Raw genomic sequence first — 24,235 nt, 5'->3', positions numbered from 1 at the left:
GGCGGTGCTCGTGAGTGCTTACGGTAAGATTCCGTTGCTGCTATCCTCTCGCAAAAGAACGTCTTGCGGAGGAATACGGTGCGACCCAACGGGATAACCCTTGATCCGTCGGCCGGCGATGTCACGCCCGCGGTGCTCGCCATCGGCCGCTCCGATTTTCCCGATGTGCTCATCGACACGTTGCGCCGGCAGGCCGATGTCGGCCATTGCATGGTGTTCGCGCTGAGCCGGGCCGGCGCGGCAAGCTGCCTGCTCGATGCCGGCAACATCCCGATCGGCGCCGATCTCGGCGCCGCCTATGCCGGCCAGTTCCACGAAACGGACCCCAACCGCGATGCGCTGTTCGAAGGTGAGGGCGGCGCACCGATCATGCTGCCTCGCTTCGCGCCGCGCATGTACGGCGCGCGCTACCGCAAGATCTTCTTCCAGGATTCCGGCATCGTCGACAAATGTGCCACCGCGATCTGGACCGGCCATACCTGCTTCTACGTCAACTTCTATCGGATCGCCGCGCAGGGCCGCTTCAGCGCCGCCCAGCGCGAGCGGCTCGGGGCGATCGCACCGGCGATCGCAGCCAGCGTCGCGCGCCATTTCCAGGAGAAGCCGACGTCCGATCTTGCGTCCCTGTTCGCGACGCGCAAGCCGCTCTCCGCACTCACCCCGCGCGAGCAGGAGGTCTGCCGCCGCATCCTCGCAGGCTTCAGCTCCGAGGCGATCGCCCAAGGACTCGGCATCAGCCTGCATTCGGCCCTGACCTACCGCAAGCGCGCTTATGAACGGCTCGGCATCTCCTCGCAGAGCGAATTGTTCGGAATTGTGCTGCGCCTGCTGACGGGTCCGCGCGGCCTGAACTAGGGGCTCCAAGTCCGCGATGTCTGTGTCCATCCAACTTTAGCGTTTGGTTGGATGTGTAGTTGAAGCATTTGGCCTATCATCCGATGCGGTTGCGGCACGTAGGGCCGATCCGAGGATGAGAACATGCCAGACTGGCTTCTTGCACTTATCTGCCTGGTCGCCTTGCTGGGAGTCATTGGCTATGCCTTTTACCAGGGCATGAGGGTCCCGCCGGATCGAAACAATAGGAACTTTGGACCCAGCCAGAATGACGGTTGGTCCGGCGGCTCTGACGGTCATTCCGGAAGTTAGCACACGTCGGCGCGGCCAAACGTCCGGCGAAGCCGAGCTAACCTGACGATCGCTTCTCGATAGCCGCCGCGATCTTCTCCAGGGCGGCGTTTGTGTGCCGCAAGTCAACCAGCTGCTGTTCGCACATCTCGATGATCGTTCGTCCAGATCGCCATCCGAACGCCCGTGCGCCCCCTCGGCAACAAAGCCAGACCAGCGCTGCCAGAAAGACGATGGTGGCGAGCCAGGATAGTGCCTGCCCCTGGTCGACGTCCGCGAAGGCGCGGCGGAAGTTACCCTTGAGCAGGTACGCAATGGCGCGGCCGCTGCGGGCGGAGTATTCGCGAGCATATTCGGGATCAAGTGCGATCACCCGGTTGTAGTCGGCAATGGCACGATCATAATCGCCTTTGGCAAAGTAGGCGCTGCCTCGGGCCATGATGGCGAAACTATCGTTCGCATTCAGCTGGATGCTGGCAGTGAAGTCTGCGATGGCGCGATCGTTGTCCCCTTTCCCGTGATAGGCATGGCCGCGCTCGCCGTATCCGACCCGCTTTCCATAGTCCGACAGACCGGCTTCGAAGGCCTGATTGACGTCGGCTATCGCCCGGTCGTAGTCGCGCCGTTGATTGTAGATGTGCGACCGGTTCAGCAGTGAACCGCCAGATTTCGGGTTGGCTCGGATCGCCGCGGTGAAGTCCGCCAAGGCGCGGTCGTCGCGATCGGAGAAGCTTGTCCATGACCAGGAATAGCCGCGCGCATGATACAAATTGGCCAGGTTCTGGTCGTTGTAGTCTCCGCTTTGGATCGCGCGTGTGCAGGCGGCGATGGTCTCGGCAGAGGCCGCCTTCGATCCTTCCAGACAAGCCTGTCGATCGTCGGCAGCCGCTGGCCGGCTGACGACGGCGGCTGCGAGGGCGAAGACAACCAGCCAGACCCGCGTGGAAAATCCTGAGCGCATACTGCTGCTCACTGCACTGTACCGGCGTTCGAGCTAACCCGAAGATGGCTTTTCCAGTGCCGTCGCGATCCTCTCTAGTAATGCATTGGTTCGCCTGTTTTCGGCGACCTGCTGCTCGTAGAGGTCGACCCAGCTCGTTCCGGATGATGAACGCCGGCTAAAACGCGCGTACCACAGCCAGAAGCCCATCAGCGCCAGGAATGGCAGCCAGGACACGATCAGGCTGAACGCCCAGGATGAACCATCGCTTCCGCCTCGTGCGTTGACGAACGTAAACAAAACGACGAGAGCTCCGACGAGACTGACCCACAAGGCAATCAACAGAAGTCGAGATCGAAGCTTGGTCGTTTCAGTCACGGCAGTTCCCTTTGGTCGGCTGACAAGGCCGATACTATCATGAGTTGATTTCTCCTCCATGCTCTCGCGCATGCGGTCGTTGCAACGTGGTTAGCCGTTTCTTTGCTGGACGTCTTGGCCATCATGACGCCCACCGTCACGAGGGCACACCGTGAAATTCGTTGCAATTGTCCGGATTGAGCCGGAAGCCGTCGTTGACTTTCGCTCAGGACGTTCGCGCGGGGTCCCTCAGCGGAAATTAACGTTGTGCGGCCAACATGCTCGACATGCATTCCGAATGGTTTCGTCAACTGCCCTATCTGGTTCACACCAACAGAGAGCTCGGCCTGATGCTCCGGGGCACCAAGCCCCTCGCATATTTCGCGGATTTCATTGGCCGTGAACCAGACATCTGTACTCGGTATTGGCGCATGTTCGACCGGCATGTCGCTGCAGGCCGCCTGACGAAGCGCGAGCTGATCGAGCCATGTCCTGGGGCGCCGCAGCTCGAATATCGGATGCTGTTCTATACATTGCCCGGTCACGAGTGGCGGATTGACGCCATGCTTGCGCTGCTGAACGAGCCCGGAGCCTGGTCCGATGATCGCGAACGGCGCTTCGGCGAATTGCTCGGTTACGAGACCTGGCAGATCGACCATTGGCTGACGCATGGTCGCTCGCCGACCGACGCTTAGCTTGCTGTCCCCATCAATGCCCGCAGTTGCCGCACACTGGCGGCCCTGGATCACGACGAGCGGCTTGCTATGCGGAAAGTCGGGAACGATAGGGGGCGGTGAGCAGCAGCATGAACAGCGCTCTCTCGGCCTGGTACTTTGCTGCGGGTCGACTGGCTTCCCGGCCCTGCATCACCACCGCGCCTTGGATGGTGCAGACGCTCCAGCTCCATGTCCTGCGCCTGCGCTGCGCCAGGGTCACTTCGAAAATCGGAAATTCCGGTCCCGCCATTGCCGCCGCTTCTCGCCAGACATCCAATTTGGGCGGAGTTGAACCCGGCGGGCCGGCCTGTGTCTTCACCCATTTGGGTGAAGCGAAGCTTGCCCCTGCCGGGGCAGGCACCGGCTAGAACAAGTCTGGCGTCAATCTCTCAGCGGCAATTTGGGGATCGCACCGAAAAGGGCAGCTGCGCTCTTCTGGTTCCGCGTTCCGGTCTTGGCGAGGACGGCCTTGACCTGTGTGCGGATGGTTTCCCGGCTGAGCCCGTGATGGGCGGCGATGTCGCCGATCGTCTGTCCTTGCGCAATTCCGCGCGCAACGCGCGCCTCGCTCGGGGTGAGATCGAACAGGCCACGAATGAGGGCGAGGCTCGGTGCCGGCGAGGCGGCGACCGGCGTCGCGATGAGGAGGCCAACCGCCCCATCGAAGAGATCGCGGGCTTCGCCCGGCATTGACACGAGATGAAGCACCACCCGATCGGGATCGCTGCTGCGACGCGCGGCGAAGGAGCACACGGCCTTGTCCGGCGCATCGAGTTGGGCGAGGCCGGCGCGCAGCAGGGTGTCGGCCGCGCGGTCCCTGATGGCGATCCGGTCCTTCGGCAGCCATTGCAGAACATCCGTCATGGCCTCGATCAAGGCGTTTGCTGCCAGAACCCGCCCGGAGCGTGTGATCGCGAGGGCCGGCAAGCCGACCAGCGACAACGCCTCGGTTGCCGCCCGCATCCGGGTGAGGCGCCAGCGCGTCGACAGCAAAGCTGCCCGCGCGAGATGGGGGCGAAAGCGGTCGAGAAAATCGAGGTCCTGCCGCGAAAAGGCGGGGCGGCCGGCCAATCGTTCCATATGGAAGACGATGATCTCGCCGGACGGGCTGCGGACCGCCGTCGCGCAGGCATGCTCGAAGCCCCACTTCTTGTTCCATTCCACCCGATATGGATCGCGCTCCCATTCCTCCGGCGAAAACGCCTCGTGCTCGCCGACGAAGCCGGGATGATCAAGCGCCAGGAGTCGCGGGGTCGTCTCCGTCCGGCTGGAGAGGTCGCCACTCAGGAACGCCGAGAAGGCCTCGCGAATCGACGGCGATGCCACGGCGCCGTTCCAGACACCGGACCATTGATCGGAGTCCGAGGTGATCATGACCATGCCATGCGCGCCAGCAGCATGAGCGATTTGCTCCAGGACATCAGGCCAGAGCTCTGGAACGGTCGCTGCCTCGTGGATGCGGTCCACAATCTGCTCGAAATCGATGCCCGTCATTGCTGCGCTGGACCCATCAGATTCGACCGATCTTTCAGACGCGCGGCGTGCATTTCTGCAGCAGCCTTCGTGCTCCGCCCGCCCAAGGCCCTTGATACCAATCCGCGTCGGCGGAACCAATTGCTACTATTTCCCAAGCTGGCCCGGATGGACGCCTAGCAGAAATCATGTCCATATATCAACTATTTGAGAGGTCTGAGGTTGTCCCGGCGGCTTTCAAGGTCGGTCTGATTCCGTAAGCCGGGGGCAGCGCTGAATGGACCACGGTTCTCGGCGCATCAGCCTATCGGCGTTCGCGGGTAGAGGAGGCGAGCATGATCCTCATATGGCTTGGAGTGCTCCTTGTTTTCGGCGGCGTATTCCAAATGGCGTTTCAGCCCATTTGGCGAGGTCGATTCAGTGGTGGGAAGTGGCTTCGCTCCGGACGTGACACGCTGGAGCCTGAAAGGCCCGGTAGCGGCTTCGGCGTCAAATCGAACTGGCCGGGACTTGTGATGGTCGCGCTTGGCGGCGCTCTCTTGCTGGCCGGAGCTGCCATCTGAGTTGAAGGCAGACAAAGGCCTGAGAAGATAGAGGATGGCCGGACCCGTCGAGCTGCGCCAGTTCAGAAGGCAGTGCAGGCCCTGGATATCGTGCTGAGCTGGAATTTTCTTCCAGAGGTGAATGATGCACAACCCCGTCGCACCTTTGCCGAGTTGACGTCGCAGCAGTTCGACGCCGGCAGGGTTGACGCCAGCGGCAGCTTTTGGCCCGCCTGTCCCAATCCATGGGGACAGACGGCGGCAACTGAAAGGCGCTAGCCTCGGCATCGAGGAGACCACAAGGGAGCGAAGCTTGAGCACCGCGCCGCGCATCGAGATCGACCCGGCTGCATTCTGGGCCGACCCCTATCCGATGCTCGCCAGGATGCGGAAGGAGGCGCCGATCGCCTTCGTGCCGCAGCTCGGCTCGACGCTGCTGACGAGCCGCGACGACATCTCGATCTCCGAGAAGCAGATTGACGTGTTCTCCTCGCACCAGCCCGCCGGCCTGATGAACCGGCTGATGGGCCACAACATGATGCGCAAGGATGGCGAGGCGCATCTCGTCGAGCGCCGCGCGATGTTTCCGACGGTCTCGCCGAAGACGGTGAAGGCGCACTGGACCGCCCAGTTCCAGGCCCATGCGGATCGCATCATCGCTTCGCTTGAACCCGGCCGGATCGATCTCATGCGCGACTTCGCGCTGCCGTTCTCCGGCGAATGCCTGAAGTCGATCACCGGCCTTACCAATATCGGCTTTCAGGACATGGACGCATGGTCGCAAGGCATGATCGAAGGCATCGCCAATTATGCCGGCGACCCTGAGGTCGAGGCGCGCTGTCATGCGGCAACCGCGGGCATCGACGCCGCGATCGACGACATCCTGCCGGTGATGCGCAAGCATCCCGACCAGAGCATTTTGGGCGTGCTGCTCGCCTCGGACATGCCGATGGAGAGCGTGCGCGCCAACGTCAAGCTCGCGATATCAGGCGGCCAGAACGAGCCGCGCAAGGCGATCGCCGGCACGGTCTGGGCGCTGCTGACCCATCCCGAGCAGCTCGATCTGGTCCTGCGCGGCGAGGTGTCGTGGCTGCAAGCCTTCGAGGAATATGCCCGCTGGATCTCGCCGATCGGCATGTCGCCGCGCCGCATCGCGAAACCCTGGACCATTCGCGATGTGGCGTTCGAGCTCGACGAGCGCGTGTTCCTGATGTTCGGCTCCGCCAACCGCGACGAGAAGCATTTCGAGCGCGCCGATCAGTTCGACGTGCGGCGCGACACCTCCAAGAGCGTCGCCTTCGGCGCCGGCCCGCATTTCTGCGCCGGCGCCTTCGCCTCGCGCGCCATGATTGCCGACGTCGCACTGCCGACCTTGTTCGCGCGCGCCTCGCGCATCGAGCCGGCCGAGGACGAAGAGGTGCGGATCGGCGGCTGGGCCTTTCGCGGACTGCAGAATCTGCCGGTGAGGTGGGAGCAATAGGCCGGTAAGGAGCCTCTCCCCCAAGGCTGCAATCATGCCATTTGGCCGCTGTTTTGCCCGACAGGTCAACCAAATTTCGGATAATTCGCAAGTCGTTGATCTTGCACGTCTCGTCTACTGTGCATGGGGTTGATTTCACGTTTTATGTTGCGCGCCAAAGACGGCTCGACCAAATCCGTGGAGCTCTCACATTCGCGTGCAGAAAATTCCATCCTCATTCGCTTCGTCGCTCGAAAGATTAATCACGCGCGCGGCATGCAGCGCAGTGCTCGCATCGCTATTTTCCCGGACGTCTCGACACTTCCGATGACGCGCACCATCATTCGGCAAACGTGAATGATGGCGGCCGCACGCGGCCGGGAGTGTGGAATGCAGCGACGAGACTTTCTGAAACTGTCGGTTGGAACGGCGGCCGCCGCTGCGTTCGCATCGCCTGCGATCGCGCAAGGCGCGGTGAAGGAAATTCGCATCGGCTACCAGAAGTCCGGCGTGCTGGTCATCGCGCGCCAGCAGGCTGCCCTGGAACGACATTTCGCAGCCTCAGGCATCGAGGTGAAATGGATCGAGTTCTCCTCGGGCCCGCCGATGATGGAGGCGATGAACGTCGGCAGCGTAGATTTCGGCGCGGTCGGCGATTCCCCGCCGGTGTTTGCGCAAGCCGCGGGCGCGGCGATCGTCTACGCCGCCGGCCAGCCCATCACCAACGGCCAGGGCATCCTGGTCCCGAAGGATTCGCCGATCCGCGACATCGCCGATCTCAAGGGCAAGCGCATCGGCTTCACCAAGGGCTCCAGCGCCCACAACGTCGTGGTGCAGACGCTGGAGAAGGCCGGCCTCACCTATGCCGACATCACACCGGTCTACCTGACGCCGCCGGATGCCGGCCCCGCCTTCGCCAATGGCAGCATCGAGGCCTGGGCGATCTGGGATCCCTATTTCGCGATCGGCGAGACCAAGCAGAACGGCCGCATCCTGATCAATGCGCGCGAGGTCACCAAGACCAATTCCTTCTACATCGCCAACCGCGAGTTCGCGAAGAACCATGGGACGATCCTGCAGCAGATCGTCGACGTGACGACCGCGGCAGGCCAATGGGCCGAGCAGCACCGCGACGAGGTCGCCAAATCGCTCGCCGCGATCACCGGCGTCCCGCTTGATATCCAGACCGTCGCCGCCAATCGCGCGAACTTCGTGGTCGGCCCCGTCACCGACGAGATCGTCGCGACCCAGCAGGGCGTCGCCGACCGCTTCTACAAGCTCGGCCTGATCCCGAAGCCGATCGTCATTCGCGACATCGTCTGGCGCAACCCGGCAGCCTGACCGTGCCGACAACTCTTCCCGTTCAAAAAGGTCTGAACTTGAAGCGCATCGTTCAACGCGTGATCGCAGCCATCGTGCTGTCGATCGGCATCGTCGCGGCCGCCGTCGGCACGACTTACGGCTAGGGGCAATCCATGAGCCAATCCAACGCCAACATCCTCTGGTTCCTGCCGACGCATGGCGACGGCCGCTATCTCGGCACCGGTATCGGCGGCCGCGAGGTCAACTTCAACTATCTGCGCCAGGTCGCACAGGCCGCCGATCAGCTCGGCTATTTCGGCGTGCTGTTGCCGACCGGGCGGTCCTGCGAGGATTCCTGGATCGTTGCGTCCTCGGTCGCGCCGTTCACTGAGCGGTTGCGCTATCTCGTCGCCGTTCGTCCCGGCCTGCAATCGCCGAGCGTGGCCGCGCGCATGACCGCGACGCTTGATCGCGTCTCGAACGGCCGGCTCCTCGTCAACGTCGTCACCGGCGGCGATCCCGTCGAGAACAAGGGCGACGGCATCTTCCTCGGCCACGACGAGCGCTACGAGGTCACCCGCGAGTTCCTGAACGTCTATGGCGACCTGCTCGCCGGCAAGACGGTGAACGTCGAGGGCAAGCACATCCGCATCGAGGGCGGCAAGCTGCTGTTTCCCCCCGTGCAGTCGCCGCGCCCGCCGCTCTATTTCGGCGGCTCCTCCGATGCCGGCATCGACGTCGCCGTCGACACCGTCGACAAATATCTCACCTGGGGCGAGCCGCCGGCGCTCGTCGCCGAGAAGATCGCGAAGGTGAGGGAGGTTGCCGCGGCCCGTGGCCGCAAACTCTCCTTCGGCATCCGCCTTCACGTCATCGTCCGCGAGACCAACGAAGAAGCCTGGCGCGCCGCGAACGACCTGATCAGGCATGTCAGCGACGACACCATCGCGCTGGCGCAGAAGAACTTTGCCCGTATGGACTCGGTCGGTCAGCACCGCATGGCGCAGCTCCACGGCGGCAAGCGCGACAATCTCGAGATCGCGCCGAACCTGTGGGCCGGCGTCGGCCTCGTCCGCGGCGGCGCCGGCACGGCGCTGGTCGGCGACGCCCAGACGGTGGCGGCCCGCATCAAGGAGTATCAGGATCTCGGCATCGATACCTTCATCATGTCGGGCTATCCGCATCTGGAGGAAGCCTATCGCTTCGCCGAGCTGGTGTTCCCGCTGCTCGCGCTGGAGCAGCCGAGCAACGTGACCAAGCTGCATTTCAACGGCGGTCCGTTCGGCGAGACGGTCGGCAGCGATTTCCGTCCGCAGCACCGGGTGTCGCAGTCATGAGCCTGATCGACAGCATTTCGCTTCCGCGCAGCATCCGCCTGCCGCGGGCCGACGGCCTGATCCAGTGGATCGTGCCGCTCGCCATCATCGCGGTCTGGCAGGTCGCGAGCGTCACCGGCTTCGTGCCGACGCGGGTGCTGCCGGCCCCGAGCGACGTCGTGCTCGCGGGCTGGAAGCTGCTGGTCTCCGGCGAGCTCGTCCGCAACATCTGGGTGTCGTTCTGGCGCGCCTCGATCGGCTTTTTGATCGGCGCCAGCATCGGCTTCGCTTTCGGCCTCGCCAACGGCCTGTCGCAGCTCTCGGCCAGGCTCACCGACACCACCCTGCAGATGGTGCGCAACGTGCCGCATCTGGCGCTGATCCCGCTGGTCATCCTCTGGTTCGGCATCGACGAGAGCGCAAAGCTGTTCCTGGTGGCGCTCGGAGTGTTCTTCCCGATCTACCTCAACACGCTGCACGGCATCCGCACCGTCGATCCGCAGCTGATCGAGATGGGCCGTATCTACGGCATGACGGACGGCGAACTGTTCCGCCGCGTCATCTTCCCGGGCGCGCTGCCCTCCATCTTCGTCGGCATCCGCTTTGCGCTCGGTATCATGTGGCTGACGCTGATCGTCGCCGAGACCATCGCGGCCTCTTCCGGCCTCGGCTACATGGCGATGCAGGCGCGCGAGTTCATGCTGATCGACGTCGTCGTGCTTTCGATCCTGATCTACGCCCTGCTCGGCAAGCTCGCCGACAGCGCCTCCCGCGTGCTGGAGCGTCTGACGCTGTCCTGGCACCCCGCCTTCCAGAAACGTTGAGCAGAGATACTGGGAATCACATGCAGACAGCGCTTCGTGCCTCTCTTCCCGAGACCGAGCTCGCCGGCCGCGCCAATTTCGCCCCTCACGCCCGCGTGGTGCGCGAGGAGCGGCCGGTTCAGGCCAGCGGCCTGCCGCTCAGCATCCGCGGCTTGCGCAAATCCTTCGGCGACAACGAGGTGCTGCGCGGCATCGACCTGCACATTCCCGCCGGGCAGTTCGTTGCGATCGTCGGCAAGAGCGGCTGCGGCAAGAGCACCCTGCTGCGCCTGATCGCCGGCCTCGACAAGATCGATGCCGGCAGCCTCAGCTTCGGCCAGGAGATCCAGCCCGAGGACATCCGCGTGATGTTCCAGGAGCCGCGGCTGCTGCCCTGGGCCCGCGTGCTCGCCAATGTCGAGGTCGGCCTCGGCCGCGATCGTGCCTCAAGCGATGCGCATGCCCGCGCCGAGAAGGCGCTGATCGAGGTCGGCCTCGCCGACAAGCGCGACCAATGGCCCTCGGTACTCTCAGGGGGCCAGAAGCAGCGCGTCGCGCTCGGCCGCGCGCTGGTCTCGCGCCCGCGCGTGCTCGCCTTCGACGAGCCGCTCGGCGCGCTGGATGCGCTGACCCGCATCTCGATGCAGCGGCTCCTCGAGCGGGTCTGGCGCGATCAGGGCTTTACCGCGATCCTGGTGACCCACGATGTCTCGGAAGCCGTGGCGCTGGCCGACCGCGTGCTCGTCATCGAGGAGGGCCGTATCGCCCATGACGTCACGGTTAACGCCGCCCGGCCGCGCCAGCGCGGTTCGGCCGAGCTTGCCGGGCTCGAAGGCTCCATCCTTAGCCACCTGTTGTCGGCGGACGATCGTACCTAAATAGAGGGAACCCCGCTTGCGGGGAGCAACGCCATGAATGTAGTGCCCCGCGAGCTCATGACCGAAATTCCCGTCTCGTCCGCCGATTTCCGCGGCGCCATGCGCCAGCTCACCGGCGGCGTCAGCGTCATCACCGCCGGGCGGGGTAAGGACATCACCGGCATGACGGTGACCTCGGTCACCTCGCTGTCGGTCGAGCCGCCGACGCTGCTGGTCAGCATCAACCGCGACGCCTCGTCGTTTCCGCTGATCCGCCGCATTGGTGCTTTCGGCGTGAACATCCTCAATGCCGACCAGCTCGAGGTCGCCGAACGCTTTGCCGGCAAGGGCGGGCTGAAGGGCGCGGATCGGTTTGCAGGCAGCCAATGGGTGACGGCAATCTCGGGTGTTCCGCTGCTGGTCGGCGCGCTCTCGGCCTTCGATTGCGAAGTCGAGGAGATCGTCGAGCGGCACTCGCACGGCATCGTCATCGGCCGCGTCAGGGACATCAGGAACTCGACCCGCACCGCCGCGCTGGCCTATTGGCACGGCCGATACGTGGCGGTCGACCAGGACGAAGACGCGGTCCGGCTCGCCGATGTCAGCCTTCCCGCGCGCGGCCGGCGCGGTGTTTGATCGCCGTCGGCGAGCCTCGCGCAGGGCTGGCCTTTTCCGCCTCGTCGCTCTAGAAGCGCCCTGAGCTGTCCCGCCGGACGCATGGAGCGGAACGATGAAGCGCGTGGCAACCTTTATCTTCTACGCCGTCGGTGCGCTCGCGATCGCCTATCTCGCGCTCTACGCCTATGCGATGTTCTCTGGCTCTCCGATCGTGCCGGGCGATCCCATCCACATCTTCCGCAAGCCGGATGCACCGAGCTATTCGTGACAACACTCTCTCGTCATGGCCGGGCTTGACCCGGCCATCCACGTGCATCAGCGATCTGGGCGAGACGTGGATGCCCGGGCATGACGGCGGCGTGTGCCGCGGCTATGCCCGCAGAATCGCCAGCGCCAGCGCCTGCGCGCGCGGCACGATGCTGTCGATCTCGAGATATTCTTCCGGCGTGTGCGCGAGCCCACCGACCGGGCCGAGGCCGCAAATGGTCGGCGTGCCCACGGCGGCGGTGAAGCCGGAATCGGCGCAGCCGCCGGAGAACTCGCCCTGCAGCGTGGTGAGGCCCACCTGCCTTGCGGCCGCCTGATAGCCTTCGAACAGCGCCTTCGACTCCGCGCTCTGCACCACCGGCACGAACTCGCCCTTGATCGACAGCGTTGCGCTGGTGCCCGGCACGTAAGAGGTCGCGACGATCTTTTCGATCGCACCCATGATCCGCGCGCGATCGGCCGGATCGACATAGCGCAGGTCGATCTGCCCTTCCGCGTAAGGTGCCGTCGTGTTGACGGACTGCCCGCCCGAGGCGAGGCCCACATTGAGCGTGATGCCCTTGTCGAGATCGGTGAGCGCGTGGATTTGGACGATCTTGTGCGCGAGCTCGCCAATGGCGCTGACGCCGGCGGCGAAGTTGGCGCCGGAATGCGCGGCCTTGCCGGTGATGGCCATGTGCATGAAGATGCCGCCCTTGCGCCCGGTGACGACGTTGCCCGTGGGCCGGCCCGGCTCGGAATTGAACACCGCGCGTGCCGCGCGTCCCTCGCGCTCGATCACCGGGCGCGAGGAGGGCGAGCCGATCTCCTCATCGGAGGTGATCAGCACCTTGATCGGATGCGGTGCGCCGCCGAACTTGTGGAAGGCGGTGGCCACGAACACGTTCATGACGAGGCCGGACTTCATGTCGGCGACACCGGGTCCATAGGCGCGGCCATCCCGGATCGTGAACGGCCGCCGCCCGGCCTCGCCCTTGCCGAACACCGTGTCGCGGTGTCCCATCAACAGCACCGGCTTCTCGTTGCTGCCGGGCTTTGCCACCTCGGCATGGATCGCATCGCCGAAGGTGGCGTTGGCCTCGCGCCGGAACGGAATGCCGTGCTCGGCAAAGTACCGCTCGAACCGCGCACCGACCGCATCGACGCCTTCCTTGTCGTAGGAGCCGGAATCGATGTTCACGACGTCGCGGAGCAGGTCGATCATCGCCTGCTTCTGCGACGCCAGCCAATCCGTGATTTGAGCTTCAGACATGTGGTCCCTCGCGTGGTTTTCGGGCGAGGTTATAGGGCCTGATGGAGGCGCGACCTAGTCGCCGGCTGCGGTACGGCCATGTCCACCGCTGTCGTCCCCCCTAGTGCGCAATTGCGCACGGGGGGCGGGGACCCATACCGCAGAATCTATCGGTGTGGGCGGCCTGAGTACCGAGCGACAAGACTTCGCGAAACTCCTCCCTGGGGTTATGGATCCCCGCCTTCGCGGGGATGACACTGAGGGTGGGGCAGCGGTGTTTGTCCCACCGCGAGAACGAAACTGCCCGGGCACCAGCCCGGGCGTTCGCATCTTTCGATCTTCGAAGGAGCCGCCTCACGCCCCCATCATCGGCATCCGCGGATATTCCCCGGGCGTGCCCGCGGGCGGGATCGGGATGCCGCCGTCGGCATATTCGTTGAGCTTGTTGCGCAGCGTGCGGATGGAGATGCCGAGGATGTTGGCGGCATGGGTGCGGTTGCCGAGGCAGTGCTTCAGCGTCTCCAGGATCAGGTCGCGCTCGACGTCGGCGACGGTGCGTCCCACCAGCGCGCGCGTCACCTGCTCGGCGGCCATGGTGGCATGCGCCACGGCCGGGGCGGTCCTGGCGAGGTCGAGGCGGTCGCCGTCCGGGGTGATGATGGCGTCGGGCCCGATCTCGTCGCCCTGGGCCATCAGCACCGCGCGGTGCATGGTGTTTTCGAGCTCGCGGACGTTGCCCTGCCAGCGGTTGGCGGAGAGCACGCGGCGCGCCTCGGCCGAGAGCGGACGCAGCGGCACGCCGTTGGCGTCGGCATATTTCTTCACGAAGTGCTGGGCGAGCTCGAGGATGTCGGCGGGACGCTCGCGCAGCGGCGGGATCTTCAAATTCACGACGTTGAGGCGGAACAGCAAGTCCTCGCGGAACGTGCCCTCTCGCACGGCCTCGGCGAGATTGCGGTTCGAGGTCGCGATGATGCGGATGTCGACCGGAACCGGCTTGGTGCCGCCGACGCGGTCGATCACACGCTCCTGGATGGCGCGCAGCAGTTTCGATTGCAGGCGGACGTCCATCTCCGAGATTTCGTCGAGCAGCAGCGTGCCGCCGGTCGCCTCCTCGAACTTGCCGATGCGGCGGGCGACCGCGCCGGTGAAGGCGCCCTTCTCGTGGCCGAACAGCTCGGATTCCAGCAGGTGCTCCGGGATGGCGGCGCAGTTGATCGAGATGAACGGGCGCTTGGCACGGGCCGAACGGGAGTGAACGTAGCGCGCCAGCACTTCCTTGCCCGTGCCGGATTCGCCGGTGATCATCACCGAGGCGTCCGAGCCGGCGATCTGCTGGGCGAGCTTGATCACCTTTGCCATCGCATCGTCGCGATAGACCAGCTCGCGGGAATCGTTGGCGACGGCAGCCAGCACCGCGGCGATCAGCTCCGGATCTGGCGGCAGCGGGATGTATTCCTTGGCCCCGGCATGGATTGCGGCGACCGCGGCGCGGGCGTCGTTGGTGATGCCGCAGGCGACGATCGGGGCGTGGATGTGCTCGGCTTCCAGCCGCAGCACGAGGTCGCGGATGTCGAGCGCGACGTCGACCAGCAGGAGGTCGGCGCCCTTGCCCCCGCGCAGCACGCGCATCGCCTGCTCATGATCCTCGGCATGGGTCACGGTGGCGCCGTTCTCCATCGCGATCTTGGTGGCGGTGGTGAGCTGGCCCTTCAATGTGCCAACGATGAGAAGCCGCATGTCAGTCTCCTGTCCGTCTGCTCGCGCCGTCGCGCGTCATGTCCTTGCGTGTCAGCCGCGTTCGGCCTTGATGATTTCCGTCATGGTCACGCCGAGCTTGTCCTCGACCAGGACGACCTCGCCGCGGGCGACCAGCTTGTTGTTGACGTAGATGTCGATGGCCTCGCCGACGCGCCGGTCGAGCTCGAGCACGGTGCCCGGTCCGAGCTTCAGGAGCTCGCCGACGTCCATCTTGGAGCGGCCGAGCACGGCCGAGACCTGCACCGGCACGTCGAACACCGCCTCGAGGTCGGCGGCGGCACGCGCCGCATATTCGTCCTCGTTGTAGCCGACGTCGGTGCCGGCAGGCGGCATCGGGCCGTTGAGATCGGGCAGCGGGACCTGTCCGTCGGTGTCGCTCATGGTTCAGCTCCCCCTGCGGGACGCGATATAGCGTCCGACCATTTCGTCGATCTTGGCCGCGATGGCGCCGCGCTCCAGCACGACGCCGCCATCGGCCCATTCGATCCGGCAGTCGCCGGTGGCGATTTCCGGCTCGGCCAGGATCACCAGCCGGCCCTCGAAGCCGCTCTGCTTGGCGAGCCGCTCGATCTTCTCGCGCGCGCTGTCGTAGAGCGAATCGTTGATGCGGACGACAAGATGCGGCGTCGCGACCAGATGCGAGAAGCAGTCCTTGACCAGCGCGATGACCTCGCCGAGCGGCTCGGCGGCGACGAGGTCGGCGCACAGCTTGCGCGCCACCGCGACCGCGACCTCGACCGCCTCGGTCTCCATCCTGGTCTCGATGTTGCCGATGCCGGCGGCGACGCCCCGGATGGCGATGTTGATCTCTTCCATCGCGAGCGCGACGCGGCGGTCGCTCTCGGCCTTGGCCTCGCGCTGGCCGGCGGCAAAGCCGTCCTGATAGGCGCGGGCCTCGGCTTCCGCGACCTTCTGCGCGATCTCGGCCGCGGTCGCGGCCTTCTCGCGCGTCGCGCGTTCGGGCGCCGCGAAGTCGGTATCGAACAGGAATTTTGCCGGAGCCGCCATCAGTACACCAGCTCGTCGTCGGCGCGGTTCTTGGTCAGCATGATCTCGCCCTTGGCGGCGAGGTCCTTGGCGAGATTGACCAGCAGCGCCTGGGCTTCGTCGACGTCGCGCAGGCGCACGGGGCCCATCGCCGCCATGTCGTCCTGGAGCATCTTGGCCGCGCGCGAGGACATGTTGCCGAAGAAGAAGTTGCGGACGTCCTCGTTGGCGCTCTTGAGCGCGACGCCGAGCTTGTCCTTGTCGACGTTGCGCATCAAGGTCTGGGCGGAGCCGGAATCGAGCTTCACCAGGTCGTCGAAGGTGAACATCAGCGCCTTGATGCGCTCGGCGGATTCGCGGTTGTCCTCTTCCAGCGAGGTGATGAAGCGGGTTTCGGTCTGGCGGTCGAAATTGTTGAAGATTTCCGCCATCACCTCGTGGGCGTCGCGGCGGCGGGTCTGCGACAGGTTCGACATGAATTCGGTGCGCAACGTCTTCTCGACGCTCTCGATCACCTCCTTCTGCACCGCCTCCATCTTCAGCATGCGGTTGACGACGTCGAGCGCGAGATCCTCGGGGAAGATGCCGAGAACGCGCGCGGCGTGCTCGGGCTTCAGCTTCGACAGCACCACGGCGATGGTCTGCGGATATTCGTTCTTGAGATAGTTGGCGAGCACCTCTTCCTGCACGTTGGAGAGCTTCTCCCACATGTTGCGCCCGGCGGGACCGCGGATCTCGTCCATGATGCCGTTGACGCGTTCCGGCGGCAGGTATTGCTGGAGCAGCCGCTCGGTGGCGTCGAAATTGCCCATCAGCGCGCCCGAGGCCGACATGCGCGAGACGAATTCGAGCAGCATGTCCTCGACCGTGTCGACCTCGACGGTGCCGAGCGTCGACATCTCGAGCGAGAGCTGGCGCACCTCGTCGTCGTCGAGCAGCCCCCAGATCTTGCCGCCATATTGCTCGCCGAGCGCCAGCATCAGGATCGCGGCACGCTTCGGCCCGGGCAGCTGCGCGAGGCTCTTGCCGTCGGCGGCGCGGCTGCCGGCGCGCTGACCGAGCGTGGAGATCACGCTGGTGATGTCGTTCGAGTTGGCGTTTTGTAGATTAGCGGCCATGTCAGATCACTTCTTGATGCACTTGGCTTTGGTTATTTCGCCGGTTCAGTCAGCCACTGGCGGATGATTGCGACGGTTTCGTTGGGGTTGCGTTCGGCGAGCTCGCCGACGCGGTGAACGGACTGGGCGTGGACCTGGCCCTGAATGGTGGCGACGTCGATAGCGCTGGTGCCGCCGCTCGGCAGCAGCGGCTGGCCGGACGGCGCGGCCTCTTCCGAGGCGGCGGGGCCGCTCAGCACGCCGGAGATGGCGGCGGCGACCTCGTCGGAGGCGAGAATGCGCTTGACCAGCGGGCGGATCACCAGGAACAGCACGACGAGGCCGAGCAGCATCATCACGCCGAGCTCGACGAAGTACATGACGTCGTCCTTGGTGAACTGCAGCATGCCGAGAAGACCGCCGGGTTCGCCGATCGGGGCGGTGGCGGGCGCGTCGGCGAAGCGCAGATTGACGACCTCGACCTGGTCGCCGCGCTTCTGGTCGAAGCCGATTGCCGAGCGCACCAGCGTGGCGATGCGGTCGAGCTGCTCCTTGGTGCGGTCCTGGTAGGCCAGCTCGCCCTTGTCGTTCTTGCTGTAGATGCCGTCGACCAGCACCGCGACCGAGATGCGGTTGACCCGGCCGGCCTCGGTCACCTCGGTCTTGGTGGTGCGGGAGATCTCGTAATTGTTGGTCTCTTCGGTCTTCTTGCTCTGGTCCTTGGCCGCGACGCCGTTGTTCTGCTGGTTGCCGGGCAGCTCGTTGTTGACGGTGACCTGGCCGTTGTTGTCGGCGGTCATGCTCTGCTCTTCGCGGGTCTGGCTCGAGCGCAGCACGCGGCCTTCGGGGTCGAACTTGTCCGAGGTCTGGGTGACCTTGTTGAAGTCGAAATCGGCGGAGAGCTGCACGCGGGCGCGGCCCGAGCCGACCACGGAGGAGACGATGTCCTCGACCTGCTTGCGCATTCGCTTTTCGAAGGCGATGCGGCGCTCCTCGCCGATGGCCTGCTCCGGATCGGTCTGGGCGCCGTCGGCGAGCAGCTGACCGGCCTCGTCGACGATCGAGACCCGCTGCGGCTTCAGGCCGTTGACGGCGGAGGCGACGAGGTGGCGGATGGCGCGGATCTGCTGGGCTTCCAGCGCGCCGCGGACGCGAACCACGATCGAGGCCGACGGCTCCGGCGCCTCGCGGGCGAACAGCGGCCGCTCGGGCAGCACCAGATGGACGCGGGCGGCCTGGATGCGGTCGATGGCCCGGATGGTGCGGGCGAGCTCGCCCTCGAGCGCGCGCAGATGATTGATGTTCTGGACGAAGGAGGTGGTGCCGAGCGCGTCCGACTTGTCGAACACCTCGTAGCCGACGCCGCCGCCCTTGGGCAGGCCGCCCTCGGCGAGCTTCATCCGCAGTCGGGTGACCTTGTCCTTGGGCACCATGATGATGGAGCCCTCATTGCGGATCTCGAACTGGATGCCCTGGCGTTCCAGGTCCTTGATGATGCTGGAGGAGTCTTCGACGGACAGGTCCGTGAACAGCGTCGTCATCTGCGGCGTGGTGACGCGCATGATGACGAAGGCAAAGAAGCCGATGAGCGCGGCGGTGACCGCGATCATCGCCCCGAACCGGGCGGCGCCGATACTTTTTAAGAAGTCCGCAAGACCTTGCAAGCAACCGCCCCGACCAATCCGACCCGCAACCGAGCGGTCGACTGGGCAATTATTGCCTAGGTGATGGTTTCGATATGGTTAACGAAGGTTAAGAGGTCGGACAAAAGTGCATCATGAAAAAAATCGGCCTCGCGGAGCGAGGCCGATTTTCGTCAAAAACCGCAGAATTCCGGATCGCCTACTGGCGATATTGCTGGATGCGGGTGGTGCGAAGACCCGCCAGACCGTGCTGGTCGATGGAAAACTGCCAGGAGAGGAATTCGTCGACCGTCAGGGTATAACGGCTGCAGGCCTCCTCGAGGGAGAGAAGTCCACCACGAACAGCGGCGACGACTTCGGCCTTGCGGCGGATGACCCAGCGTTTGGTGCCGGGTGCAGGCAGATCCGCGATCGTCAACGGACTGCCGTCCGGCCCGATGACGTATTTTACCCTCGGGCGATGGGGTTCTGTCATGGCGTACTCACAAACTCTCAACCACTGAACTCACGCCGTAACCCTAACCCCCGCGGCTTAAAAATCCGCTAAGCCTAAGGGTTCAATACAATTCTCGTTGAATCTTGCGGGAACGCGGCCGACTCGGCGGGCGGGAGACGCAATCTCGGCCGGCTCAGCGGGGCAGAAAGTAAATACTTTACTAACAAACGGGGTCGGAGCGCGGTGCCGCGGAGCCTCCGACCGTCGTCCCGGGGCGCGCAGAGCGCGAGCCCGGGACCCATAACCCCAGGGAGGGGTTTGACGAAGACCCAGGGGTTACCAGCTCGCGCTACAACCGCTCCCTGGGGTTATGGATCCCCGCTTTCGCGGGGATGACACTGAATTTGTCGCTGCAGCGTTCCTCAATTGCTGCTCGTCGCAATGATGCTCTTGACCTGGCTCAGCGTGTAGCTGGCGCCGTCGATGGTGAGCAGCGGCGGCGACTGGGTCAGATCGACCGACGACACCACGCCCTGCACCTGCGCGGCGATGCCGACATTGTTGTTCGCGACGTCCTTGCCCGTGGCCGAGATCGTGTACTTGCCGTCGGGCCATTGCGTGCCGTCATTGCCCATGCCGTTCCAGGTGAAGGGGATGTCATTGCCCGCGGCCGCGGAATATTTGCCGTTGAATACGGTCTGGCCGCTCGAATTGGCGATCGAGATCTCGACGGTGGAGTCGGTCGGCACGTTGAGATGCCAGACAGCAGTCGAGTTGGTCATGGTCGCGGTCGAGCCGTCGACCAGCGCGGTCTTGCCGACGAAGCCCAGCGCCTGGGTCGCCTGCGTGGTCTGCTGCAGGGTGACGAGCTGAGCCAGCGATTCGTTGGTCTTGAGCTGCTGCTCGACGCCGGCGAACTGCACCAGCTGCTGGGTGAACTGGTTGGTGTCGAGCGGATCGAGCGGGTTCTGGTTCTGCAGCTGGGTCGTCAGCAGGGTCAGGAAGGTCTGGAAATTGCCGGCGAGCGTCGACCCCGTGGTCGAGCTCATCGAAGAACTCGACGAGGATTTCGGCAGGTCGGTCGTCCCGGAGACGACCGGGGGCGAAGTGGCGGCATTCGTGGTGGTCATTGCCAGATACTCCTCACACTCTGATGTCGACGCCGCTGCTCGATCCGAGCATGCGGCCATAGCCGCGCCCGATGGGCGCCGTGGAAACGCTGTCGTCCTCGCTGATGATCAGGCGGCGGGCATTGCCGCCATTGTCGTTGTTCTGGCCTGAGTGCTGGCCCGATGAATTCTGGTCGCGCAGGCTGAAGGACAGACCGTTGCTGCCGGTCTTGAAGCCGGCATCGTCGAGCGCGCGCTGCAATTGCGGCGCGTCCTGACGCAGCATCTGCAGCGTCTCCGGCTTCTCGACGGTGAGATGCGAGGTGACGTTGCCGGCGCGGTCGACGTTGATGCGCACGTCGATGCGGCCGAGCTCGGCCGGATCGAGGCTGATGTCGAACCGCGACTTGCCGGAGCGAATGGCGGCTGCGATCTCGATCGGGATGCCGCTGATCGGCACGGCCGCATTGTGGGTCGCCGCGGTCGCGGTGAGCGTCGCGGTCGATGCGGTGGCGGCCGAGGTCGTATTGGTCAGCGGCGCCTGCACGGCGGAGGTGGCCTGCGCGCTGGCTTCGGTCGGAGCGATCGTGGCTTGCGGGCCGGCATGCGCCGGCGCGGCCGACGTGCTCTGGGCCGGATCGGCGGCGCGGTCGGCGGGGCTCGCCTTGGCGTCGGTCGCGACGTTGTCGGCGTGCGGCTTCAAGCCTTGCGCATGGGCGGCGTTGGCTGCCGGTGCCTGCGCAGCGACGTTCGCCTTGCCGGTGTCCTGGCCGATATTGGAGACGTCGCCCTTAGCCTGCGCCGTGGCGGCATCCTTGAACGCGGTCTTGGGCGTGCCCTGGCTGACCGCGGCGATCAGTCCGCCACCAGCTTTTGCTTCGGTCGAGGCGGTCTCGGTCGTGCCGGCCGCGGCCTCGCCGAGCGTCGTCGTGGTGTCGGCATCGACCTCGGCGCCTGCGGCCTTGGCGCTCGCCGTGGCAGTATCGGTCTTGGTGCCGGCGATCTGGGCCGCGATGGAGGCGCTGGCGGCAAGACCTGCCGCGGCGATCGCGAGCGGCGCGGCGGCGGCATCGCCAGCCTGGTTCGCAGCTGCATTCGGGTCGACCGGAACGACCGGCGCGGCAACGATGATGCCGGGGTCGGGCAGGGCGGTCTGCGTCGTAGCGGACGGCGCGGCGGCAGCCGCCTCGACGGCGGCCGTGAGGACCTCGGTGCCATCAGTCGCGTCGCTCTCGGTCTCGTCGGATTTGTCGGCCGATTTGGCGTCGGCCGTCTCGGACTTGTCCTTGACCTTGCCGGCGTCCTGGGCCGGATCGCTGGACGCCTCGCCCCTGTCATTCTCCGCCGGCGCGGAAGGGTCGGTGTCGTCGCTCGCCTTGCTCTGCGAAGTCTGGTCGGCGGACGAGGTGTCGCGCGACGGCCGCTCGGCCGCCGGGGAGGACGAAGTCTGCTCGCTCCGGCGCGGTGCGCTGTCTTGCGCCGGCGCGTTGTTGCCGCTGGCCTGCGTGTTGCTGTCGACCAGCGAGCCGAAAGCCTCGCTCGCCGGCGTGTCCTTCGGGGCTTGCGACCGGGCAGGCTTCTGCTGCGCGCTCTGGATTTGCACGCTTGCCACGACATCTGACATCCGACCGACCACAGGCAACCCCTTGCAAGCAATTTCGGATCAGAGGGAGCAAGGAGCGGGCCAGCGTCCCGAATTGAAGATTTCAGTAATATAATCAAATATTTGGCGACGTGGATGCATTGCCGGGCCGCCGGCCCGGACCCCGCCATTTCTGCCGCCCCGGCAAGAATTGCCCTAAGCCGGGGGCCCGCGCGATTGCTTCACCGGAATGCCGCCTATATTAAAGAGGCTACTCTCAGCCGCCTTCGACTTGGGCAGTCGTGCTCTTCGGGAACCAAGGTTCCGGGAGATCGCCGCCGTCCCCGGAGAAAGCACAGCAATCGCGGATCGCGCGTCGCCGCCGTCACAACGCTTTAGGGCCCATGCTCAACAGTCTGGATCTCGAAGGCCGTCCCGAGGACACCAGGGTCGTCGTCGCCATGTCGGGCGGCGTCGATTCCTCGACGACGGCTGCGCTCTTGAAGGCTGAGGGCTACGACGTCGTCGGCATCACGCTGCAGCTCTACGACCATGGCGCGGCCACCCACCGCAAGGGCGCCTGCTGCGCCGGCCAGGACATCCACGACGCCCGCGACGTCGCGGCCAAGCTCGGCATTCCCCATTACGTGCTCGACTACGAGGACCGCTTCCGCGAGTCCGTGATCGACAATTTCGCCGACTCCTACGCGCTCGGCGAGACGCCGGTGCCCTGCATCGAGTGCAACCGCAGCGTCAAGTTCCGCGACCTCTTGAAGACCGCCCGCGAGCTCGGCGCCCAGGCGCTCGCCACCGGACATTACGTCGCCTCGCGCCGTCGGGGCGACGGCTCGCGCGCGCTGGTCTGTGCGGCCGACGCCGACCGCGACCAGAGCTACTTCCTGTTCGCGACGACGCAAGAGCAGCTCGATTTCCTCCGCTTTCCGCTCGGCGACATGACCAAGCCCGAGACGCGCGAGCTCGCGCGCCGCTTCGACCTCGCGGTTGCCGACAAGCACGACAGCCAGGACATCTGCTTCGTGCCGACCGGCCGCTACACCGACATCATCACGCGTCTGCGCCCCAATGCGATGGACCCCGGCGACATCGTCGATCTCGAGGGCCGCGTGCTCGGCCGGCACAACGGCATCGCCAATTTCACCGTCGGCCAGCGCCGTGGCCTCGGCATCGCAGCCCATGCGCCGCTGTTCGTGGTGCGGCTGGAGGCCGCGACCCGCCGCGTCGTGGTCGGCCCGCGCGATGCGCTGAAGATGCACCGCATCAGCTTGCGCGACGTCAATTGGATCGGCGACGGCGACATCGACCGCGCCATCGGAAGCGGCCTCGAAATGTTCGTGCGCGTGCGCTCGACACGCAGTCCGCAGCCGGCCTGGCTGCGCGGCGGAGGCGGCCGTTACGAGGTCGAGCTCGTCGCCGGCGAAGAGGGCGTCTCGCCCGGACAGGCCTGCGTGTTCTATGACGCACCAAGCGGCCAGGCCCGCGTCCTCGGCGGCGGTTTCATCCAGAGCGCCGCGGCCAAGCTCGGCACGGGCACATCGCGCCCGCTCGCGGAAGCCGTGCGCGGCTAATGATGAAATTCGATCGCACTCTCGCGATACCGGCAGTGCGCTCCCTCTCCCGCTTGCGGGAGAGGGTTGGGGAGAGGGCTCTCTCCACTCGCGATATATCGCGAGCGGAAAGAACCCTCACCCGGCGCTGCGCGCCGACCTCTCCCGCAAGCGGGAGAGGCGCTAGACCGCGCGCCGAGCCGGCGCCGATTTCACCAACACGCATCACACACTAGAAGCGCGCAAGGGCAGGGGGGCATGGCAGCAGACATCTCGCGGGCCGGGGTCGAGAAGGCCTATGGCCGCTGGGCGCCGGTCTATGATCTCGTGTTCGGCAAGGTCTTCGACGTTGGCCGGCAGTCGACCATCGCGGAGGCCGACCGCATCGGCGGCCGCGTCCTCGACGTCGGCGTCGGCACCGGTCTTTCGCTCTCCGAATACGCGCGCACCACCAAGGTCTGCGGTGTCGACATCTCCGAGCCGATGCTGCGCAAGGCGCAGGCGCGCGTGCGTTCGCTCCGCCTCTCCAATGTCGAAGTGCTCTCGGTGATGGATGCGAAGAACCTCGCCTTCCCCGATGATTTCTTCGACGCGGTGGTGGCGCAATATGTCATCACCGCCGTGCCCGATCCGGAAGGCACGCTCGACGAGTTCATGCGCGTGCTCAAGTCCGGCGGCGAGCTGATCCTGGTCAATCACATCGGTGCGGAGAGCGGCCCTCGAAAGCTGTTCGAGCTTGCCTTCGCGCCCATCGCCCGCCGCCTCGGCTGGCGCCCGGAATTCCCGTGGGCCCGCCTTGAGGGCTGGGCCAAAAGGCACGGCGGCGTCGCGCTCACCGAGCGCCGCCCCATGCCGCCGATGGGCCATTTCTCCCTGATCCGCTACCGCAAATCGTGATTGCGAACTGCGGGAACAGGGGGCCTCGCGCGCGCGTTTGCTTCCTATGCGCACGACAAACCTCATTGTTGCGGGCCTCCTGATCGCCGCCTCTGCACCAGCGATCGCGCAGGCCCCGCCCGCCCCGGCGACGCCGCCGCAAGCGACCGCGC

The 24,235-nt window shown here is 65.5% G+C and carries 27 protein-coding genes; 13 read left to right on the top strand and 14 right to left on the bottom strand.

What is annotated here, in order from left to right; genetic code table 11:
• Positions 1–78 precede the first annotated feature (78 nt).
• Positions 79–855 (top strand): helix-turn-helix transcriptional regulator, encoded by a 777-nt coding sequence (locus P0R31_RS36515; protein ID WP_275519748.1) that lies wholly within the window; start codon positions 79–81, stop codon positions 853–855.
• Positions 856–1,183: 328 nt separating this feature from the next.
• Here P0R31_RS36515 and P0R31_RS36510 read toward each other — a convergent pair whose 3' ends face one another.
• Positions 1,184–2,086, bottom strand: coding sequence for a tetratricopeptide repeat protein (locus P0R31_RS36510; RefSeq protein ID WP_275519746.1), 903 nt, complete (start codon positions 2,084–2,086; stop codon positions 1,184–1,186).
• Positions 2,087–2,119: 33 nt separating this feature from the next.
• Positions 2,120–2,443: a hypothetical protein gene (locus tag P0R31_RS36505; RefSeq protein ID WP_275519744.1), complete on the bottom strand. Its 324-nt coding sequence runs from the start codon at positions 2,441–2,443 to the stop codon at positions 2,120–2,122.
• A 257-nt stretch (positions 2,444–2,700) separates the two neighbouring features.
• Here P0R31_RS36505 and P0R31_RS36500 point away from each other — a divergent pair, with 257 nt between their 5' ends.
• A complete protein-coding gene (locus P0R31_RS36500) occupies positions 2,701–3,117 on the top strand; it encodes a hypothetical protein (protein ID WP_275519742.1) in 417 nt (138 codons plus the stop codon).
• Between the two features lie 67 nt (positions 3,118–3,184).
• Here the strand turns inward: P0R31_RS36500 and P0R31_RS36495 are convergent, their stop codons facing one another.
• The 3 genes from P0R31_RS36495 to P0R31_RS36485 form a co-directional block, all read right to left on the bottom strand.
• Positions 3,185–3,388: a hypothetical protein gene (locus P0R31_RS36495; protein WP_050995847.1), complete on the bottom strand. Its 204-nt coding sequence runs from the start codon at positions 3,386–3,388 to the stop codon at positions 3,185–3,187.
• 131 nt (positions 3,389–3,519) lie between these two features.
• A complete protein-coding gene (locus P0R31_RS36490; protein ID WP_275519740.1) occupies positions 3,520–4,632 on the bottom strand; it encodes a helix-turn-helix transcriptional regulator in 1,113 nt (370 codons plus the stop codon).
• A gap of 278 nt (positions 4,633–4,910) precedes the next feature.
• Entirely contained in the window at positions 4,911–5,486 is a 576-nt protein-coding gene (locus tag P0R31_RS36485; protein WP_275519738.1) for a hypothetical protein, read from the bottom strand.
• Here P0R31_RS36485 and P0R31_RS36480 point away from each other — a divergent pair.
• The 9 genes from P0R31_RS36480 (at position 5,467) to P0R31_RS36440 (ending at position 11,776) form a co-directional block, all read left to right on the top strand.
• Complete coding sequence (locus P0R31_RS36480; protein WP_275519736.1) at positions 5,467–6,633, top strand: cytochrome P450; 1,167 nt, start codon at positions 5,467–5,469, stop codon at positions 6,631–6,633. The genes P0R31_RS36485 and P0R31_RS36480 overlap by 20 nt on opposite strands.
• Before the next feature lie 123 nt (positions 6,634–6,756).
• A complete protein-coding gene (locus P0R31_RS36475) occupies positions 6,757–6,969 on the top strand; it encodes a hypothetical protein (protein ID WP_275519734.1) in 213 nt (70 codons plus the stop codon).
• A 33-nt stretch (positions 6,970–7,002) separates the two neighbouring features.
• A complete protein-coding gene (locus P0R31_RS36470) occupies positions 7,003–7,953 on the top strand; it encodes a sulfonate ABC transporter substrate-binding protein (protein WP_275519732.1) in 951 nt (316 codons plus the stop codon).
• 2 nt (positions 7,954–7,955) lie between these two features.
• Complete coding sequence (locus P0R31_RS36465) at positions 7,956–8,078, top strand: hypothetical protein (RefSeq protein WP_275519730.1); 123 nt, start codon at positions 7,956–7,958, stop codon at positions 8,076–8,078.
• Between the two features lie 9 nt (positions 8,079–8,087).
• A complete protein-coding gene (gene ssuD / locus P0R31_RS36460; protein WP_275519728.1) occupies positions 8,088–9,251 on the top strand; it encodes an FMNH2-dependent alkanesulfonate monooxygenase in 1,164 nt (387 codons plus the stop codon).
• Positions 9,248–10,054: an aliphatic sulfonate ABC transporter permease SsuC gene (gene ssuC / locus P0R31_RS36455; RefSeq protein WP_275519726.1), complete on the top strand. Its 807-nt coding sequence runs from the start codon at positions 9,248–9,250 to the stop codon at positions 10,052–10,054. The genes ssuD and ssuC overlap by 4 nt, the downstream gene beginning before the upstream one ends.
• 20 nt (positions 10,055–10,074) lie before the next feature.
• Positions 10,075–10,911 carry an ATP-binding cassette domain-containing protein gene (locus tag P0R31_RS36450; RefSeq protein ID WP_275519724.1) on the top strand — a complete coding sequence of 279 codons (837 nt, stop codon included), beginning with the start codon at positions 10,075–10,077 and terminating at the stop codon, positions 10,909–10,911.
• A 33-nt stretch (positions 10,912–10,944) separates the two neighbouring features.
• Entirely contained in the window at positions 10,945–11,526 is a 582-nt protein-coding gene (locus P0R31_RS36445; RefSeq protein ID WP_275519722.1) for a flavin reductase family protein, read from the top strand.
• 94 nt (positions 11,527–11,620) lie between these two features.
• Entirely contained in the window at positions 11,621–11,776 is a 156-nt protein-coding gene (locus P0R31_RS36440; RefSeq protein WP_275519720.1) for a hypothetical protein, read from the top strand.
• A gap of 102 nt (positions 11,777–11,878) precedes the next feature.
• Here the strand turns inward: P0R31_RS36440 and P0R31_RS36435 are convergent, their stop codons facing one another.
• From P0R31_RS36435 to P0R31_RS36395, 9 genes are all read right to left on the bottom strand, one after another.
• Entirely contained in the window at positions 11,879–13,027 is a 1,149-nt protein-coding gene (locus P0R31_RS36435; RefSeq protein ID WP_275519718.1) for a M20 family metallopeptidase, read from the bottom strand.
• Between the two features lie 333 nt (positions 13,028–13,360).
• Positions 13,361–14,746: a sigma-54 interaction domain-containing protein gene (locus tag P0R31_RS36430; RefSeq protein ID WP_275519716.1), complete on the bottom strand. Its 1,386-nt coding sequence runs from the start codon at positions 14,744–14,746 to the stop codon at positions 13,361–13,363.
• A 51-nt stretch (positions 14,747–14,797) separates the two neighbouring features.
• A complete protein-coding gene (gene fliN / locus P0R31_RS36425; RefSeq protein WP_035704875.1) occupies positions 14,798–15,148 on the bottom strand; it encodes a flagellar motor switch protein FliN in 351 nt (116 codons plus the stop codon).
• A gap of 3 nt (positions 15,149–15,151) precedes the next feature.
• Positions 15,152–15,775 carry a FliH/SctL family protein gene (locus tag P0R31_RS36420; protein ID WP_275519714.1) on the bottom strand — a complete coding sequence of 208 codons (624 nt, stop codon included), beginning with the start codon at positions 15,773–15,775 and terminating at the stop codon, positions 15,152–15,154.
• Positions 15,775–16,872 (bottom strand): flagellar motor switch protein FliG, encoded by a 1,098-nt coding sequence (gene fliG / locus P0R31_RS36415; RefSeq protein WP_275519712.1) that lies wholly within the window; start codon positions 16,870–16,872, stop codon positions 15,775–15,777. Before fliG ends, P0R31_RS36420 begins: the two co-directional genes overlap by 1 nt.
• Before the next feature lie 32 nt (positions 16,873–16,904).
• Positions 16,905–18,515 (bottom strand): flagellar basal-body MS-ring/collar protein FliF, encoded by a 1,611-nt coding sequence (fliF, locus tag P0R31_RS36410; RefSeq protein WP_275519710.1) that lies wholly within the window; start codon positions 18,513–18,515, stop codon positions 16,905–16,907.
• Positions 18,516–18,693: 178 nt separating this feature from the next.
• The gene (locus P0R31_RS36405; protein ID WP_002714638.1) at positions 18,694–18,969 is read right to left on the bottom strand and encodes a DUF1153 domain-containing protein; all 276 of its coding nucleotides are present in this window, start codon (positions 18,967–18,969) and stop codon (positions 18,694–18,696) included.
• 383 nt (positions 18,970–19,352) lie between these two features.
• Entirely contained in the window at positions 19,353–20,060 is a 708-nt protein-coding gene (locus P0R31_RS36400; RefSeq protein ID WP_275519708.1) for a flagellar hook assembly protein FlgD, read from the bottom strand.
• A gap of 13 nt (positions 20,061–20,073) precedes the next feature.
• A complete protein-coding gene (locus P0R31_RS36395) occupies positions 20,074–21,675 on the bottom strand; it encodes a flagellar hook-length control protein FliK (RefSeq protein ID WP_275519706.1) in 1,602 nt (533 codons plus the stop codon).
• Positions 21,676–22,025: 350 nt separating this feature from the next.
• On the opposite strand from P0R31_RS36395, the gene mnmA reads away from it, so the two are divergent.
• Positions 22,026–23,207, top strand: a complete 1,182-nt coding sequence (gene mnmA, locus P0R31_RS36390) for a tRNA 2-thiouridine(34) synthase MnmA (protein ID WP_275519704.1) — start codon at positions 22,026–22,028, stop codon at positions 23,205–23,207.
• A gap of 237 nt (positions 23,208–23,444) precedes the next feature.
• Positions 23,445–24,083: a class I SAM-dependent methyltransferase gene (locus P0R31_RS36385; protein ID WP_275519702.1), complete on the top strand. Its 639-nt coding sequence runs from the start codon at positions 23,445–23,447 to the stop codon at positions 24,081–24,083.
• Positions 24,084–24,235 lie beyond the last annotated feature (152 nt).

The organism is Bradyrhizobium yuanmingense (assembly GCF_029167105.1).
Lineage (GTDB): Bacteria > Pseudomonadota > Alphaproteobacteria > Rhizobiales > Xanthobacteraceae > Bradyrhizobium > Bradyrhizobium yuanmingense_A.
The sequence above is the reverse complement of the archived record's forward strand: the minus strand, read 5'-3'. Positions and strand labels throughout refer to the sequence as shown.